General features: G+C 54.0%; 8 protein-coding genes and 1 riboswitch. Of the genes, 1 reads left to right on the forward strand and 7 read right to left on the reverse strand.

Going from position 1 to position 17,852, the window contains the following annotated elements:
• Positions 1-102: 102 nt before the first annotated feature.
• On the reverse strand, positions 103-984 hold the full coding sequence (gene sdaAA, locus PBA01S_RS03740) for an L-serine ammonia-lyase, iron-sulfur-dependent, subunit alpha (protein ID WP_016313253.1): 882 nt from the start codon (positions 982-984) through the stop codon (positions 103-105).
• A gap of 17 nt (positions 985-1,001) precedes the next feature.
• Positions 1,002-1,673 carry an L-serine ammonia-lyase, iron-sulfur-dependent subunit beta gene (gene sdaAB, locus PBA01S_RS03745; protein WP_127575373.1) on the reverse strand — a complete coding sequence of 224 codons (672 nt, stop codon included), beginning with the start codon at positions 1,671-1,673 and terminating at the stop codon, positions 1,002-1,004.
• Positions 1,674-1,836: 163 nt separating this feature from the next.
• A riboswitch (glycine riboswitch) is annotated at positions 1,837-1,963 on the reverse strand.
• Positions 1,964-2,447: 484 nt separating this feature from the next.
• Here sdaAB and PBA01S_RS03750 point away from each other — a divergent pair.
• Positions 2,448-7,934 carry a S8 family serine peptidase gene (locus PBA01S_RS03750; protein WP_127575374.1) on the forward strand — a complete coding sequence of 1,829 codons (5,487 nt, stop codon included), beginning with the start codon at positions 2,448-2,450 and terminating at the stop codon, positions 7,932-7,934.
• A gap of 132 nt (positions 7,935-8,066) precedes the next feature.
• Here PBA01S_RS03750 and PBA01S_RS03755 read toward each other — a convergent pair whose 3' ends face one another.
• The 5 genes from PBA01S_RS03755 to PBA01S_RS03775 all read right to left on the reverse strand — a co-directional run bounded on the left by PBA01S_RS03755 (position 8,067) and on the right by PBA01S_RS03775 (position 17,646).
• A complete protein-coding gene (locus tag PBA01S_RS03755) occupies positions 8,067-10,175 on the reverse strand; it encodes an alpha-galactosidase (protein WP_127575375.1) in 2,109 nt (702 codons plus the stop codon).
• A 2-nt stretch (positions 10,176-10,177) separates the two neighbouring features.
• A complete protein-coding gene (locus tag PBA01S_RS03760; protein WP_127575376.1) occupies positions 10,178-12,277 on the reverse strand; it encodes an alpha-galactosidase in 2,100 nt (699 codons plus the stop codon).
• A gap of 171 nt (positions 12,278-12,448) precedes the next feature.
• Entirely contained in the window at positions 12,449-14,086 is a 1,638-nt protein-coding gene (locus tag PBA01S_RS03765) for an ABC transporter substrate-binding protein (RefSeq protein ID WP_028539236.1), read from the reverse strand.
• A gap of 148 nt (positions 14,087-14,234) precedes the next feature.
• Positions 14,235-16,061 carry a cache domain-containing sensor histidine kinase gene (locus tag PBA01S_RS03770; RefSeq protein WP_028539237.1) on the reverse strand — a complete coding sequence of 609 codons (1,827 nt, stop codon included), beginning with the start codon at positions 16,059-16,061 and terminating at the stop codon, positions 14,235-14,237.
• On the reverse strand, positions 16,039-17,646 hold the full coding sequence (locus PBA01S_RS03775; protein ID WP_127575377.1) for a response regulator transcription factor: 1,608 nt from the start codon (positions 17,644-17,646) through the stop codon (positions 16,039-16,041). Before PBA01S_RS03775 ends, PBA01S_RS03770 begins: the two co-directional genes overlap by 23 nt.
• Between the last annotated feature and the right edge of the window lie 206 nt (positions 17,647-17,852).

Here is a 17,852-nt window from a genome sequence, read left to right on the forward strand (position 1 = left end):
GCGATCCTATCGATGCCCCGCAGGGGTTTTGTTTTTTTCGTAATCCAGTTCCGCAATATCCAGTGCAGCAGCGGCGTTAAGTTGAAGATAAGGGGTACACAATCACTTCTTCCGACTGCGCAGCTCCTTCATGATCTTACGGCCGGTTGGCGTTTGCGCCAGCCCTCCTTGCGCGGTTTCGCGGTGGCGGCTAGGCATCGCTGAGCCGACCTCCAGCATCACGTCGATCACTTCATCCGACGGGATCGCGCTGCGCACACCGGCCAAGGCCATATCAGCGGCAGCCAGCGCATTGACCGCTCCAAAGCCGTTGCGAACGATGCAAGGGATTTCGACCAGGCCGCCAACAGGATCGCAGATCAGGCCCAGCGTGTTCTTGAGCGCGAGGCCAACGGCGTGCACCGCCTGTTCCGGCGTCCCGCCGCGCAGCTCGACCATCGCCCCGGCCGCCATTCCGATCGCCGATCCAACCTCTGCCTGGCAGCCGCCTTCCGCGCCGGAAATAAACGAGTTGTTGGCGATCACATACCCGATGGCTCCAGCGCAAAACAGCCCGCGCACGAGATGCTCATCCTCCCATCCGAAGCGCTCTTGGGCGCTGACGAACACGCCAGGGATGATGCCGCAGGAGCCCGCCGTCGGCGTAGCGACGATGCGCCCCATCGAGGCGTTCACCTCGGAGACGGCCAGCGCATAAGCCATGGCCTGACATGCGATGTCACCAACCGAAGCCTCACTGCGATTGCGGTAGGCTTCGACCCTTTTGGCATCGCCGCCAGTCAGCCCGCTTGTGGAGACGATGTCCTCGGTCAGCCCTTTATGTACCGCCGTTTTCATGATTTGGTAGTACTCGTTCATGGCAGCCACAATTTCTTCCTCCGTTTGCCCGCTCTCTTCCACCTGATCCTGAATCATGATGCTGGAGATCGTCTTGGATTCCCGTTCACAAAGTTCAACCAGCTCACGCAAATTTTTAAAACGCATCGTGCTCCCTCCTCGTTTTACTTCGTCAGATCAATGTAGGACACTTGGCTGACATGCTCCAACGCACGGATCGCCTCCACTAATTCCGGCGGAATGGACGAGTCGGCCTCCACAACCGTCAGCGCCTCGGCAGTCCGCCCTTTCCGATCGGTAATAATGTAGCCGATATTCACATTCTCCCGGCTAAACAAAGCCGTAATTCCTGCCAACACTCCTTGTCGGTCCGCGTGGGAGATGACCAGCGTTGGCAGCTCGCCAGAGCATTTCACCTCAAAACCGTTAATGCTGCGAATAACGATGGTCCCTCCGCCGATGGATGCGCCCATGACCTCGATTGAACTTCCGTCTTGGCAGGTCAGTTTTATTTTTACCGTATTCGGATGGGCCCCAGGCAGGACTCCAGTAGTAAACACCACTTCAATCCCCTGTTGTTCAGCGTTCTGTATCGACTGGCGGATTCGCTCATCGTCCGTACGGTAATCCAAAATGCCGCCAACGATGGCCAGATCGGTTCCGTGTCCGCTGTACGTTTCAGCAAAGGAGCCATAGAAGCAAATCTCCGCCTTAACCGGCGCGGTTCCGAGCAGCTGACGGGCAAATCGTCCAATCCGTACAGCCCCGGCCGTATGTGAACTGGAGGGCCCAATCATCGCTGGACCGATAATTGAAAATACGCTTTTAAATCGCATCGTACATCTCCCCATCATTTTTCTATGACGAAAAAGAGACAGAACAAAAAGGCTGCTGCCTTTCGCTCTGTCCCCGTTACCTGAAAGTTTAATGGTCCCGGTCCAAACCTCAAATCCGAGATCCATGTACCTCTTGGGTGGCTGTTCGCTCTCTCCAGAGCGGCGTCCGATCATGGTCCTTTGTACCTGAGAGATTCGGCTGCCGGCTGCAGGACCGGCCCTTGCTCCTTCGGTGCCGCTAAGCCGGTTCCATCTTCGGTTCAGCCCGCGGACTCTCCCATCATCCTCATTCGCCAATATGAATTTGTGCTTAATGTAAACCGAAGTTAGCAAGATGTCAAGATAACTCACATAAAATCCGATAATTTGCATCAAATTCTAGTTATTTTTTCCTATTTTTATAAGAAAATATGTATATTTTACACATCCACCTACTTGTGTACCTGATTTTACAGATATATACTGTCCCTAACAACCCCAGATATTACCTTATTTTATGAAATGTTGAGAAATAAGGTTCATTCCATGTTAACTTTTCTTCACACTATGACCCCTGCTAACCTAACGATTCACTCCACACCATTGGTTTCAACTCACATCTTCCATGGTTTACTACGCCTGATTCCACTATTTTACATAAAGGAGGTGATGTACCCAAGAGGCAATTGATTCATTTTTTGTCAGTCATGCATCCGGACTCAGTTCTTATTACTCCGGACGGCCGTCACAAAGATGGATGTTGGGCTTAAAACTTAATCTAAGGGAGTGAAGAAGTTGATAAGTCTCAAGAGATTTCGCAAACCTTTCTCGCTTGGCATGTCGATCCTTCTTGCGTTAACTCTTGTTCCCGTCGCCTCCGCCAGCAGCAGCAGCAGCGTATCGGGACAGAGCAGCTTGAGATCGTCCACGCCCCAAGTGGCCGAAGCCAAAATTGACGCTAAATTGCAGACCCAGTTTAAGCAAGACGACTTCGTCACCTACCTTGTCAAACTCAAGGAGCAGACCGATACCACTTCGGTCGCCAAGCTGGCTCTTCAGAAAGCCCAGCTGGAGAAATCGACTCCTTCCGCCGCGAAGCTGTCCGTACGGACTTCCGTTGTCAGCGCTCTGCGCGAAACGGCCTCCCGCACCCAATTTAAGCTGGAGGAATACTTGCGGAAAGCCCAGCAATCCGGAGAAGTGAAAGACTACAAAAGCTACTTTATCGTAAATGCCATGGCGGTGACAAGCTCCAAAGAAGTGATGGAGCGAATCGCCCTTTTCCCCGAAGTCGAGAAAATTTTGCCGAATGAAGAACGTCATCTGCAAAAGGTTGAAATCGATAAAGATGCGGCTGTAGAGCCTGCCGTAAAGATGCCTGCTGTGAAACCGGCCGACGAGGTCTCCACTTCACTGGGCGATTCAAAGCAAGCGACCAAGGACGTTAACCCAAGCAGCGTTGAATGGAATATTGCCCAAATCAACGCCCCTGAGGTGTGGAACATGGGCATCGATGGCACCGGCATCGTGGTCGCCAACCTCGATACCGGCGTGGATTACAACCACCCGGCCTTAAGAAGCAAATGGCGCGGACTGGATGCTTCGGGCAATATCGTGGATCCCGAGCTCAGCTGGTATGATCCGCACAGCCACGCTCCGCTGCCTGCCGATTCCCATGGCCACGGTACGCACACCATGGGAACGATGGTTGGTTCGGAGCCAGACGGCTCGAACCAGATCGGCGTCGCGCCTGGTGCAAAATGGATCGCTGTCCGGATTTTTAATCCTACCACAACGGATGACATCATCCTGGATGGCGGCCAATGGCTGCTCGCGCCAGTGGATGCCGAAGGGAATCTGCATCCGGAGCTCGCTCCTGACGTGGTGAACAACTCCTGGGGAGGCGGTCCCGGCATCGATGAATGGTTCCGCCCGATCGTACAAGCTTGGAGAAGCGCGCAAATCTTCCCTGAGTTCTCGGCGGGCAACACCGATTTTGATAACCCCGGCGGTCCGGGTTCGGTAGCTGCGCCAGCGAACTATCCAGAAGCGTTCGCTACCGGCGCTACGGACATCAACGGGAATTTAGCGGATTTCTCTTTGCGTGGACCTTCCCCTTACGATGAAATTAAACCGGAGGTTTCCGCGCCAGGTGTTAACATTCGTTCCTCTGTTCCTGGCGGAGCTTATCAGGGCGGCTGGAACGGCACCTCGATGGCAGGTCCGCATACGACAGCCATCGCGGCCTTGCTGCTGCAGGCGAACCACTCGCTCACGGTAGACCAGCTCGAGGAAATCTTGACCAGCACGGCCACGCCGCGGACAGACGCTGAGTATGACACAGTACCTAATAACGGGTACGGATATGGCATCGTAAATGCATTGGATGCCGTAGGCTCCGTGCTCCAAGGTATCGGCACGGTCTCAGGTCGTGTGATCACGGCAGGGGAGGATTTAGAGGAACCGGTGCTGACACATACACCGCCTACTTTAATATATGAAGGCTTCGATGTGACGTTATCCGCTCAAGTAAGCGATGATGTTGCCGTCACATCCGTTGAATTTTACGCCAAAGAAGCGGGAACCAGCCATTATGTATACATTCCAGCTGTACGAGTGTCGGGGAACGAAAAAGACGGGGTATATGAAGCAACGATCCCCTCTTTCCTAATTAGTACTGCTGGGCTCGACTACTACATTCGAGTGAACGATTACGGTAACAACGGATTTGACAGCGACCCTTACTCCGTGAGCGTATCCGCCGGTGTTGTGCCCGGTTATTTGCAGGATTTCGAAACGGATATCACTGGGTTTGTTTCCGGCGGAGCCGGGAATACCTGGGCTTGGGGAACGCCGGTCAGCGGACCGGGCAGTGCTTATTCCGGTGAGAAGGTGTACGCTACCAATCTAACCGACAGTTATGAACCCCTTGCCAATTCCTATCTGCTGGCGCCTCCGATTGATTTAACGGACAGCCCGGAAGGAGCCATCCTCTCTTTCAAACATTGGTACGATCTTGAAGAGGGATTTGATGTCGGCACGTTGTACATGGCAACCTTGGATACCGATTATGCCTTTGTACCCGTGGCAGAGTATACCGGAACGAGCAACGGCTGGACCACGCAATATCTGGATCTGCGTGACTACGCCGGTCAGCAAGTGTACTTGCAATTTGGCTTAACGAGCGATGGTGTCGTGCAGAAAGCAGGATGGTATCTGGATGATCTCTCCCTGCAATTGCCTGATGACTCCGCTCCTGCGGCTCCTACGGATCTGAGCGGCTCCGCCACCCTCGTAGGCAGCGTTGAACTGACCTGGTCTCCTTCCGTTGACGAGGACGTAAAAGAGTACACCGTATACCGTTCCACAACTTCAGGATCCGGTTATGAAGAACTCATTACAACATCTTTGACGGAATATACCGACACCACAACCGAATCGGACATTACTTATTATTATGCGGTTACCGCAACGGACTATAGCGGTAACGAAAGCGCCAAGTCGGAAGAATTGGAGATCAACGTTGTTCGTCCGCTTATCATTTTCAGCGACAACTTTGACGGTGACAGCGATAACGGCTGGACGCACAGCGGCGCAGGGGATAAATGGGAACGCGGCACTCCGATGGAACCCGGTCCGATCAGCGCTGTATCCGAGCCAAACGTATGGGGAACTGATCTCGACAACAATTATGAGAATGGAGCAAATGCTTCGCTTGTCTCCCCAACGATCGATTTGAGCACCGTCGATAATGCAACCCTTGTGTTTGATCATTGGTTTGAAATTGAGAGCAACTTTGATTACGGTTATGTGGAAATCAGCTCCGACGGCGGAGCGACATGGAACGAGCTGGGGAGATTTTCGCATAACACCGAGGGCAAGGTTTGGAGCCCTGCTTATTACGATCTCGAGGATTACGTCGGAGAACAGGTACAGGTTCGCTTCCGATTAGCAACAGACGGCAGCGTTGTGAGGGCCGGCTGGTACATTGACAACGTTCAGGTGCTGAGCGTGAATACACCCGAAGATCAGGTGACGAGCAACGTGCTTAGTGACACCGGAAAGAAAAAGGACAAGGTTGTAAAATCCGGACCGGCCTACAAACTGACGCGTACCAGCAAGGCTGAATTTGAGCGACAAGTGAAGGAAGCGAAGCCAATCGGTGACATCGGCATCAGCAGCCTGCCGGCCAGCGCAACGGTGACGGTGGTGGAAACCGGGCGTTCTGTCAAAACCGATCCAGCCACCGGACGCTACAGCTTCAATCATATGGCTGGGGATTACACGCTGAAAGCGGAAGCCTACGGCTATTATCCGGAAACGGCAAATGTGACCATCGCCGATCAGGTGAACGCCAAGGTGAACTTCACCCTGGAGCCGATTCCAAAGGGCACGCTCACTGGCACGATCACGGATGAACGTACAGGTGAGCCGATCGAAGGTGCAACAGTATCCGTACTTGAAGATGCGATGGTTGCACCACAAATCACCGGGGCTGATGGCAGCTTCTCCTTAGAACTTCTGGAAGGGACCTATACGTTGTCGGTAATTGCAGCCGATTATTACGGCGATACGTTAACGGTGACAGTACCGCCGAACGGAACTGCTGACGGCTCGCTGGCACTCAAGCCGTTTGTGGGCTTGCCTGGCGAAATCGCCTACGATGACGGCACGCTGGAAAATGCGTGGGTCTTCAACAAAGCAGACAACGCCTGGGCGGTACGCATGACGCCGGAGGCCGGCGCGGTGCAAGTCACCGGTGCATTGATCCGTTTCATGAATACGGAATGGCCGGTTCCGGGCGGAACCGAAATCCAATACGCCGTTTACGATGCCTCCGGCCCGGACGGAGCACCAGGCCAGCAAATCGCCGGTCCTTTTGACGGCACTGCTTTGCGTAATGATGAATGGACCGTGCTTGAGCTGCCAGAGCCGGTTACAGTTGAAGGTGACTTCTACATCGTCTACATTCAAACCTTAGTCGGAACCAACGCTCCAGGGATTGGGACGGACGAATCCAGCCCGAACGCCGGTCGCAGCTGGAATCGCATCAACGGAGTGTGGAGCTTGGTTGATCAATCACAAGGCAACTTTATGATTCGCGCCGTCGTCCGTTATCCGGTGCATGCACCAGTGATTACGTCTCCAGAGGATGGATCTTATACGAATCAAGCCGCCTTTACCGTAACCGGAACCTCTATGGCGAACGGCGCTGAGGTGAAGGTATACAACGGCACCGAGCTGGCAGGAACAACGACGGTTGAAAACGGGCAATTCAGTCTGCCGATCGAGCTTCATGACGGAGCCAATGAGTTGACTGCCGAAGTCCTCGTGAACGGGAAGGCAACCGATCGCTCACTGCCTGCCACAATTACACTGGATACGGTTGCTCCGGAACTTGAAGTCGTTTCACCCGTGGACGGCTTCCGAACCAATTCAGAAGTATTGAATGTGACGGGTTCTATGTTCGATGAGTTCATCAACAAGTTGACCGTCAACGGGCAAGAGGTTCCGTTGGAAGGCAGCGGCGCGTTCGCATATCGTATGTTGATTAACGCCGGTGAGAATCTGATCACCGTGACCGCGACGGACCATGCCGGAAACGAAACGACGGTCACTCGGACGGTCTACGTGGATACCGAGCTGCCGGAGATCATGAATCTGACACCGGCAGAGGATGTTCATTTAACAGCAGGTGAAGCGCTGACGGTCTCCTTTGACAGCGTTCCAGGGCTGACGGCTTCGTTCCACATCGAATTGCCGTTATCGGTATCGAGCGCTTCGAACAATGGAATTCCATTAACGGAAACGGAACCAGGGCACTATGAAGGAACGTACACGATACCTGCCTCGCTTGTCTTGGAAGGCGGCGTGATCGTTGTCACTGTCCAAGATGCGGCTGGAAACAGCGGCGACTTCCAAGCACCGGGCCGCTTGTTTGTCAGCGCTCCGGGTGAAGATCCGGGAGAAGATCCAGGTGAGGATCCTGGTGAAGACCCTGGGGAGGATCCCGGGAATACGCCAAACGTCCTGCCGGTTGCTGTCATTCATGCCGTGGAACGTTCAGCCAAGAATAAGCAAGTTGAATTTGACGGATCCGCCTCCTCCGATGCCGACGGTCGCATCGTCCGCTACAGCTGGTCGTTTAGCGACGGCGGTACTGAGTTCGGCCCCAAAGTCAAACACCGCTTCTCCGCTGCTGGATCGTACACCGTCACCTTAACGGTGACTGATAACGCCGGCGCGGAAAACAGCGTGGTTCACAGAATCGTGATCCGGTAATTCCTTGGACACGATCTGAAAGCAAATCAGCCCCAAGCGGCACAAAACCGCTTGGGGCTGATTTTTTTATATCTAACCGAATCGACAGCCTTTTTTACCGTTAGACAAAAACTGTGGGGGCGAACGCCAACGTTACGCTTCGCGAATCCGGTACAGCACGCTGTCGAAGTCGCCGCGCAGGGGCAACTCGATGCCGATTTGCATCAGGCTGCGGCCGCTCCAGGCGCCGGACACCCCTTCGATGGCGTAGGTTTTGTCCGGCGCAAGGCCTTGCAGACGCAAGCGAGGCAGGCAGTCGCCCAGCCGTTGCGAATGCAGGAACGCCAGCAGCACGCTATCCCCGCGAGCTGCGTCCACATACTGAACCGCCGTCACACCCAGGTGGCTCAGCGCATTCAGCCGGTACTGGTCGCCGAACTGCACCAGCGGGCGGATCGCTTTGTATTGCTCGACGAACCCGGCCGCCTCCTCCAGCTCCGCATCGCTCCAATGGTTGAGGTTCGCACCGATACCCAGCGTCCCCATCATTGCGCTGTGGAACCGGTACGGCAGCGACAGCACGCGGCGGTTCATCCCGGTAGGAGACTCCGTCACCCAGCAGGTCATCATCTTCGGCGCATACACATAGGAGAAGCCCTCCTGGATATTCAGCCGATCGAAGGCATCCGTATTATCGCTGGGCCAAGACTGATCCGCATATTGAAAAATGCCAAGATCAATCCGCGAGCCCCCGCCCGCACAAGTCTCAAACTCCACGTGCGGGAACCGCCGGCGCAGCTTTGCCCAGATCTCATATAGGCTTTGCACGTGCCGAATCCAAATCTCCTTCTGGCGATTCAGCGGATGATCCTTCATCCCTGGCTCCGTCACCGTCCGGTTCATGTCCCATTTAATGAACTTGATTTGGTGTTGGCTAAGCAGATCAGTCATGAACTCCAGGATGTAGTTTTTGACCTCCGGCTTGGAGATGTTTAAGAGCAGCTGGTTGCGCAGCTCCGTCCTTCCCCGAGTCGGAAAATGGTACACCCAATCCGGATGACTCCGGTACAGATCGCTGTCCGGATTCACCGCTTCCGGCTCCACCCAGATCCCGAACTCCATGCCCAGCTCATGTACCCGATCGATCAGCTCACTCAGGCCGTTCGGGAACTTCTCAGGGTTGATGACCCAGTCGCCCAGCCCAGCGCGATCATGGTTGCGCGCCCCAAACCAGCCGTCGTCAACGATGAACAGTTCCACACCAAGCTTGGCCGCGCGCTCCGCTAAAGCCATTTGGTCCTGCACGTTCACATCGAAGTACGTCGCTTCCCACGAATTGTACAGCACCTTGCGCGGCTCTCGGCTCGGCAGCACGTAATCGTGTTGATAGCGATGCAGCTTGCGGCTCATCTCGCCGAACCCGGCGGCGCTATAACCGCCGACAAACATCGGTGCGGCAAACGTCTCGCCGGGGCCAAGTAACCACGTACTGTCGAAATCGTGGATGCCTCCGATTACACGAACGTGACGAAATGCAGTTTGTTCGGCGACGATTTTCCAGTTGCCGCTCCATGCCAGCGCCCCGAACCATACATCGCCGCGATCCTCCGCCGCCGTCCCGTCATCAACGGCAAACCACGGATTCGCATGGCCGTCGGTGAAGCCGCGGCGCGATTCCAGGACTTTTTTGCCTTCGGATAAGAAGGTACGTCGCAGTTGGAACTCGCCCACCCACTTCCCTGTGACATGCGTCAACCGATAGTCCCGCAACACCGGCATCGTCCAAGCAGCCGATTGCATCGTCTCCAACAGCACCGGTTCACCGCCCAAATTCACAAAGCTGGCGGACCGCTCCAGCACATCATGTTCAGGAATCACCACATAGCTCAAGCGAACCTCAAACGGATACACCTCATCTTGAAAGGTAAGCGTCAGTGTATCTTTCCCGTTTGGCTGATCGACCCGGTACCCCGCATACTTCGGGCAAAAATCCCGCACCCCATCCGGCCAAGTCACTTTTAGCGACGGTTCAACATATCCTACACCGCCCCAGAAGCTATACTCCTCCGTTTCCCGTTCAATCTCCGCGTCGAAGGAGCTATGCCCCCGCGTTCTCAACAGCGGCAACGCCTCGATCGGATCGATCGGCGCTCCCCAATATAGATGCTGCAGTCTGCCTTTCTCATTCAAGCCAAATACATAAGAGCTGCCGTTCGTTTGCAATGCAAAAATCTGATGTTGTTCATCCACCCAAATTGCCATGTTCAGATCACCGTCCGCTGAGTGAGTTTAAATAGTTTGGCTTCCGCCGGCTTCAGGTCGACAACCAGCTCGCCCGCAGTTTCCTGTTCCGTACCTTCCCACAAATCATCAACCCGGTACAGCACCTTCGGATTCAGACCCGCACGCGATAGAGATACCGTCTTCCGAGCCCCCTTCGTCCCATCAAAGTTAAACACGGCCATATACCACGCATCTCCGCCCTCAGGATTTGAAGCAGGAACCTCCAACACAAACACATCAGCTGCCCGATCACCAAAGCCCCCTTCCAACGGCCGGAAAGTTTGCCCCAATCGGGCGATGTCCATCACCGCGCGATTGCCCAGCCAAGCCTTGGCACGTTCTGCGGCGCCTTCCTTGCGGAAGTCATCGCCAAGCAATAGCAGTGTTCCGGCAATGACCGATGCCGTCAGGCGGCTCCGCCCTTCATGCCATCCAGTCTCGTCCTGATTGAAGCTTTTGTAGAGTACCGTGTGGTCTGGATCGTTAAATCGGTACAAGCAGCCATTCATCCACCAGCCGTAAGTCAACGAGTTGAGCAAATATTCCGTATCTCCGATCTGTCCAAACACATCGCAGGAAATGCGGCGGCTATGGGCAAAAGCGTACGGAAACAGCGGCGCAATCGACAGATTGATAAAAAATGGCCGTCCAACCGCCTCCGGCGACAGCTTTGTTGCCAAATAGGATAAGCCGTGGCGGTAAGCCGCGATGCCGGTCGTGATCGCAGGGTCATAATGCTTCCCTTCCAGCGCCCCGTGCGCCATGAAGTCGAGCTTCACGTATTCGAAGCCTTCGCGAATGATCTTCTCCGTAAACCAATCGATCCGCTGCAACGCCCCCGGATGTGTGGGATCAATCGCCAGACCGCCGGCGATATCGGCCACGATTTCCCCTTCCGCATCGCGAAGCAAGATCTCACCGTACGTATACTTGCCGCCCGTGCCCTCCACTTCCCGGCTGAATTGCTCAGGACTGCCCCAGAAGGCAAACGGCGTCCAATACGTTCCCGGCTTATGTCCATTCTCCCGCACCCGGCGCAGTGCATCCGCCATCTCTTCTGCCGTCAGCCGATCCCAGAAGGCATCGAAGTTGATGTAGAGTGTCTCTCCGCTCTCAAATCCCAGCGGCTGCACTTCACCTCTCAGAAAATCACTGGTTGACGTATACAGCTCGTAATCCAACGTGCTCATTGCCGCCGACCAGCTGTTCCAGCCAAACGGCACGCCGCCTTCCCACTTCAGCGGTGGCTCAACCGCCGCGTTGGCTTGGCCATATGCCTCCAGCCCCTCGCGGTAATCGTCATAATATCCCGCGAACACCAGCGGGGATTCGACCCGCGGCCTGTGCACATACCCGTGCGGCTGCGTATCCCGTGTCATCACGCCGGCTGCCCCGGCATACAGCTCGAACTCATCCAGCCTGCCAGCTCGTTCACTTCGGATGCGGATGCCCGTCTTCCAAACGTCGTGGGACACCGAGCCCGTCACAAAGCCCCGCCGGCTGCCCGGATAAAACAACGCGGCCGCTTCATAGCTTTCCGTCTCCCAAGGCAACGGCTGTGCAATGTAACGCACCCATTTATCGTTGTCGTAAGGGATGCGAAGAGCATGCAGTTGATCCTCCCCAGACGCCTCGTGACGGGAGGGAGCGTTTTCGATACTCAGCTTGGCGGACTGCAGCACCACAATCCGGTTTAACTTTAGTCCGCCTTCAGCTGCCACAACAACCCGGATCAAGAAGAAAGGTTGCTGCTCATAAAGGGAAAAATACTGCTCCACGATCGGCAACCCCGGTTTTTCGTGACGAATCCCCACCTGCAGGCCGCATCCAAACGCATCGCTAAGCTCCTTCGGCTCCCCGATCACTTCATGGCGCTCATACAGGCCGGTATGGTATTCCCTCCCCTGCCACCGAAACGCGCTGCGAATCTCGTGCCACACCAGCGCTTCGCGGCAGGTCCAGGCAAAGGTGCCGCCAGCCAAATCAAAGCTTAAGCGACCAAGCCCGTTATCCAAAAATTTAAGCGTATCTGATTCCACCCAGAAGCGGACTTTTTCCGTGATCGTTCCGTTAATCGTCATTCAACCCCACCCTTTCTCCGCTTATTCGCCCCCATTATAAGGTCGAACCTTATGAGGTTCCATGCAACGATGTTCCGATTGATAGCGGGATATGCCTTTTTTGATTAGCAGCTTCGTTCAAAAACAAAGCAGCGGAGGAACCCATTCCCCCGCCGCTTCAGTCACATCGTCTTATTTCCACAGTTCCATACGTTCTTGATACTTCTTGTTATACACATCTTCCAGTTTCGATAGGCCAGCAGCCTCCACTTGCTTCATCATGGTGTCGTACAACGTCACCACATCTTGCTCGCTAGGAGCCAAGGCCATCTTCAGGAAGTACTCGTTAATCGTCTCGTTCACCTTCGTCTCCATAATGGCTTCCGGTGTGCCACCGTCCGGGCCAAGGCTATCGTAAGGCGCCGTATCAAACGACGTATCCGCCAAGTTCTTGATCGCCAGATCCGTCGTCGGATCGCTCATCCCACGGCCAATCAAGTCATATGGCGTGCCGTCAGAGCCCGGTCCGTTCTTGATCGTCCAAGTCCATTTGCGGATCCCGGTCGTGCGGGAGGCTTCTGCCCAATCCTTCTTGAAGGCGTCCAGTACTTCTTGACGCGGCACGTGCTTGCCATCCTTCATATCCCAATGCTCGCCTTCCACGCCCCACATCATCAAATACTGCCCTTCCTCGCTGGCGAGGAAATCCAGGAACTTGATCGTGCGAACCGGGTCCTTGTTCGTCTTGGTGATGGAGATGCCGTCCCAACCAAGCGAGCTCTTTGGCCCGTACGTCGTTTGGTCTGGTCCGATGCCCGGTGCCAGCACTTTATATTGATAGAACTGTCTTTCCTCCGCCTTCGCGGGGTCCGGAGCATCTGCCTTCAACAGACCGTTGGCTCCGCCTACGTTCCAACCTGCATCCGCGGTAGCAAAAACGTTCCCAGCTGCCAGCTTCTGTTCATACTGCTTCGTCTTCATCGTTACCCACTCTTTGTCGAGCAGACCTTGGCGATACAATGAGTTCATATATTTCATCATTTCCAAATACCGCGGATCGCGGATATCCTTCAGCAGCTTGCCGTCTTTCTCGTAATACGGCATAATGCCATACATTCCTTTAAACGTACCGGTGACCCCGCTCATGTTGTCGCCATTTAACGTCATCGGAATGGTTTCCTTGCCATCGATTGTTGGGTACTTCTCCTTAAACGCCTTTAGCAGGTTCTCGAACTCTTCGGCGGTAAACGGCTCGCCGTTGTTCACCTTATCCCCAACACCCAGCTCCTTCATCAAATCCATCCGCATCAGGAAGCCGAATACCGGATACTGCTCCAGACCGTACCAGTTAGCCAGATAGTAGTTCTTCCCGTCCGCACTGCGCGTCTTCTTCAGCGTATCCCCATACATCTTCTTGATGTTCGGGCCGTATTGCTCGATCAGATCGTCCAGCGGGATCACGGCTCCCGAGGAGATATACTTGTTCATGATGTCGCTTCCGCGGCTCATCAGCACGATGTCCGGCAAATCGTTACTTGCCAGCATCAGGTTCAGCTTCTCCGCTGGATTCCCGGTGGGCTGCTGGATTTCTACCGTCACGCCCGTTTTTTCTGTAATCGCTTTCGCTACAGGGTTTGTAAATGGATCCCCGGTGTTCTGGTCAAACAACGTCAGCGTGATCGGCGACTTGTCATCCGCCGGTGCCTCTCCGGTTGTTCCGCTCGCCGCAGGAGAATTGCCTCCCGCCGACGGGGTGTTCCCGGACCCGCAGCCTGCGAGCAAGGCCAGGACCAACATAGAGGATACCATGAATAGCAGCTTTTTCTTCATTCGCGTAAACCCCTCTCTTGAACTTTTGCGCTTGGACCTCAAGCTCACCTCAATTGTAAAAAGCGCCCCCCGGGATATCTATAACGTAAAGTTACTATTCATAATGGAAAACGACTTTCATCGACTTCCCTCCGTTAGAACCCCTATATCAGCCTATATTCAGCCGCGTTTCCAGCTCGGACGCATTCGGATTTAACGGCAGGCGAATCGTCACATTCGTCCCGATGCCAAGCCGGCTGAAAATTTCCACCCCGTATCGCTCCCCATAAGCCAGTTTGATCCGGTCATCTACATTTTTGATCCCATAGCCGGATTGATTGCTCGCTTTGTTAAACGCCTCCTCCAGCCGCTGGCGGGTCATGCCTTGTCCGTCGTCGATGACCTGCAGCAGAAGATCTTCTCCTTCCGCCTTGAGCTTGACGATAATGTTGATGCCGGACTCACTCCAAATCGCGTGATTGATGCAGTTCTCGATAAATGGCTGCAAAATCAACTTGATCACCGTGCGGTTAAACAACGACTCGTCCAAATCGTAGTGCATATGCAGCATCCCGCGGAACCGAATCGCCTGGATGGAAACGTAGTTTTTGACCAACTGGATTTCTTGTTCCAGCAACACCACCCGTTTGCCCTTATTCAACGAGATTCGATAATATTTCGATAAATGGTTAACCATCTGGTACACCTGCATGCTGCCTTCCTTCAATGCCAGCGAAGAGATCGAGGACAACGTATTGTATAAAAAATGCGGATTAATCTGCGCCTGCAGCGTCGTTAGCTCCGAATCTTTGACGGCGATTTCCTTCACGTATACCTCATTAATCAGTTCCTGAATACGCGCCGCCATCTTCTGGAACGCGTACGACAGCTGCCCGATTTCATCGTTGCCCATCGGCATGCGTTGCACCTGAAAGTTCCCCCGCTCTACCTTGCGGATTTGCTGCAGCAGCCCCTCGATCCGTTTCGTAATCACCTTGGCTGTCACAAAAATAAGCAGGGCGGCAACCGCAATCACAGTGACCGATACCCAGACAATTCGTTTGGTCGCCTTATTCGTATTGGCGAGCAGCTCGTCATAGGGAACGGTGATGACCGTCGTCCATCCGTTACGTAACTTTTTGTAGGTAAAAAACAACTCCTGTCCGTCAATCCGCTTATCGAACTTCCCGCTGGACAACGTTATATCCCCTTGAATCGGATAGAGGTCGAACAGCTGATTGCCCTTCATCGCCGCATCACCGGAACTGATCACGCGGCCGTTTTCGTCGATGATGTAGACGCTCTTGTTGACGTTCTCTTTTTCGATCAGGGAGTAGATTTCCTTGTCGTCGATATTGATCGTTAGAATGCCATACGGTTGCGATAAGCTGAAGTAGCTCAGCGAACGGGCCAGTGTGACATAGGACGACCCGGTCTGCGGATCTTCGATATGGGTGTAGACCGGACTTCCGGCCGCGTCCAGCGCCTGTTGCTTCACCCTTTCCGGGAGCTCCTCGGTGTAGCGGATGTACTGCTTATCGGAATAGAGCGTCTTGTTATCGATGTAAATGGTGATGCCCTGAAGATTAGAATTGGAAATCATCATGGAGGACATCGTCCGATTGATATAGCGGAAGGCATCAATATAATAAAAGGCCTGCTCATAATCATTGGACAGGTAATTCCGCAGCTGCGCATCCATATACAAAATATTGGTCAACTGCTCGTAATACCCCAGCCGGTTTTCCAAGTTCGTATTGATCTGATTTAACGTCCCGCTTAACGAAGCATATGTCTGCTCCGTAATCGTGTCCCGCGTAGAAGTGTAGGAATAATAAATCAGCACGGAGCACGGGATAAAGGACACGAGAAGAAAAATAATAAACAGCTTATTGCGCAGCCGAAGGTTGGCGAACCAATGGGGCCTGAACAGGAACAATCGCCGAGTGATCGGGTTCATGCCTTTCGTCCTTTTAGAGATTTTTTCGATATTCATTTGGCGTGACTCCTTGGTTTTTCACGAATAAGGAAATGAAATAGGACGTGCTCTCGTAACCGATTTTCTGGGCGATATCCTGTACCTTCAGCGATGGATCTGCCAGCATCTCCTTGGCTTTCTCCAGGCGGATGCGAGTCAGATAGTCATGAATCGTCATCCCGGTTTTGTCCCGGAAGATCGAGCGCAGATAGTTTGGTGACAAATACACTTGGCTGGACAAGCTTTGAATTGTGATCGGCTCATGATACGTATTGTCGATGATCTGGCAGACCTGATGTACCAGCTTGGCGTTCTTGTCCGTGGACCGCTCCATCAGCAACTCCAAGTAATGGGCTGCCGCCCGCCAAATCGCCGCTTCAATCTCCTGCAACGTCTGGCAGTCGTACACCGATTGGTACAAGGCGGCACGTTTGACCGGCTCGGCTTGGCAATTTAGGCTCGGAGTGTGAATCTGTTCCTCCAAGCGGTCCAACAAATCGATCGCCCACTCGTACACAAGCGATTTATCGATCCGCAGCTGGCGAACGTTCATGAGATAATCACGCAAGATCGCTTCTGCCTCTTCACTGCGCTGTTGCTGCAGCACCTCCATCCACGCCTGCTCTGAGAAGGGCGGCAGCTCTCCATAGCGGTACCCCGGTTTGACGTCACCGACAAATAAAATCTGCCCCGGCCCAAGGAAGAAGCGTTCGTCCCTTAAGCTGCACACCCGTTCATACAGCTGAGCGATACCGGCAAGTTCGGCTGCTTCGTTGCTGATGGCGAGCGTGACTGACAGCCCCAGCAATCCTCGGACCGTCTGTTGCAGTGTCCCCCACTGCTCTCGTGTCATAGCGGGTTGGCTTCCTCTCTCAGGTTCAGCCGCGATAAAGATCGCCAGCTCCCCTTCCTGCAGCGTAGCCACCATCGCGTCTTTACGAATCGCGTGAAAATAATCCTCCAACACTTCCGGCAGACGGGAGATCGCCGTTTCCAACGAACCCGCCTCCCCTCTGACGTCGGTCTCCCCGCGGTTGATACTTCCGCTTGCGCAGCGGTCCACACTGCAGAGCGCCAATGTGTAGGAAGGAGCGGATGCTCCCCTCCCCCGTTCACACTTTCCTAGCTCGACGGTGAGTTGCTCTTGCCGAACTAGAGATTTTTCGTGAAGCAGCTCCTTCAACAACTTGGCTTTGGTCATCTGGACCGATTTATATTTTAAACGCACCTCTTCGCACTTTTGCTTCACCTGCGCAATCACACCGGAAATTTCCTCCAGATCCAGCGGCTTCAGCAAATAACCTACTGCTCCGACGTGCAAGGCTGATTTCACGTAACTAAACTCGTCATGACCGGTCAGAAACACGATCTGCATCCAGTCATACTGCTCCCTGACCCACTTGGCCAACTCCAGGCCGTCCATGAAGGGCATCTGAACGTCTGTCAGCACGATGTCGGGTTGAATGGCTTGGATTTTCTCCTGAGCGTCCTTCCCATTGATGCCGACGCCAGCGACGTAAATCCCCATCTCTTCCCAACGGATGATGTCCCGCATCATTTCCAATTCCAATTCCTCGTCGTCCACCAGAAAAATGCTGTACATGTCCGCAAGCCCCCTTCGTTTGTCTTTCTATGCCTGATAACCGTCCTGGGAGGACGGTTCTTTCAACTTATAACTTCGTGCGTCCACTTCAATTATAGCGCTTACATCTCCGGGAGCTGAATCCTCCTTACGCATGAAAGTTATTTTCAAGCATGATTCGATGTTTTGCTTTATCGACATGGATTTTTCGGGAGTCTTATAATTTT

Source organism: Paenibacillus barengoltzii NBRC 101215 (assembly GCF_004000745.1).
Classification (GTDB): domain Bacteria; phylum Bacillota; class Bacilli; order Paenibacillales; family Paenibacillaceae; genus Fontibacillus; species Fontibacillus barengoltzii.

Coding starts and splice junctions, on each gene's coding strand:
- sdaAA (WP_016313253.1), bottom strand. CDS start 984: ATGCGTTTTAAAAATTTGCGTGAGCTGGTTGAACTTTGTGAACGGGAA.
- sdaAB (WP_127575373.1), bottom strand. CDS start 1,673: ATGCGATTTAAAAGCGTATTTTCAATTATCGGTCCAGCGATGATTGGG.
- PBA01S_RS03755 (WP_127575375.1), bottom strand. CDS start 10,175: ATGGCAATTTGGGTGGATGAACAACATCAGATTTTTGCATTGCAAACG.
- PBA01S_RS03760 (WP_127575376.1), bottom strand. CDS start 12,277: ATGACGATTAACGGAACGATCACGGAAAAAGTCCGCTTCTGGGTGGAA.
- PBA01S_RS03765 (WP_028539236.1), bottom strand. CDS start 14,086: ATGAAGAAAAAGCTGCTATTCATGGTATCCTCTATGTTGGTCCTGGCC.
- PBA01S_RS03770 (WP_028539237.1), bottom strand. CDS start 16,061: ATGAATATCGAAAAAATCTCTAAAAGGACGAAAGGCATGAACCCGATC.
- PBA01S_RS03775 (WP_127575377.1), bottom strand. CDS start 17,646: ATGTACAGCATTTTTCTGGTGGACGACGAGGAATTGGAATTGGAAATG.